1 protein-coding gene is annotated in these 587 nt (G+C 75.5%); it reads right to left on the reverse strand.

Features of this window, described 5'->3' with window-relative positions; genetic code table 11:
• Positions 1 to 587: PotD/PotF family extracellular solute-binding protein (locus G3I71_RS45840; protein WP_164324872.1), on the reverse strand; the 587-nt coding region annotated here is incomplete at both ends.

The raw sequence follows: 587 nt of genomic DNA on the forward strand, positions 1-587 counted from the left end.
TTGAAGGTGAGCGGCGAGACGCCGACGTGGCCGCACAGCTCGGGCCGGAACACGTCCGACCAGTCGGTGGGCGGGTCGGTGACGAGGTCGGTGCGGTAGGCCAGGCCGGTCGACCCGACGGTGAGCGGCAGCCCGTACTGCACGTCGCCGACGTTGCTCTGCGCGACGAGCGTCGTGTTGAGGTCGGCCCAGTCGGCGACGCGGTCGGTGTCGAGGGGCTGCACGACGCGCGCGGCGACGGCGCTCGGGATGACGTTCGGCGTGAACGCGACGAGGTCGTAGGCGGGCTCGCCGCCGGACGACGACCGCAGCGCGGTGAGCCACTCGGCGGGACCGCCGGGGACCAGCTCGACGGTCGCGCCGGTGGCCTCCTCGAACGGCTCGACGAACGCCTTGGTGAACGCCTCGCCCCACGAGCCGGCGTACGCGGCGACGGTGAGGGTCTGGCCGGACAGGTCGCCGTCGGCGGTCGCGTCGCCGGACGTGCCGGTGCCGCCGTCGGTCGAGGCGCCGCAGGCGGTGAGGGTGAGGGCGGCGACGGACAGCACGGCGCCGGTGCGCAGCGCGGTGCGGGCGGAGCCGTGGGC

This window comes from Streptomyces sp. SID12501, from assembly GCF_010550245.1.
GTDB lineage: Bacteria > Actinomycetota > Actinomycetes > Streptomycetales > Streptomycetaceae > Streptomyces.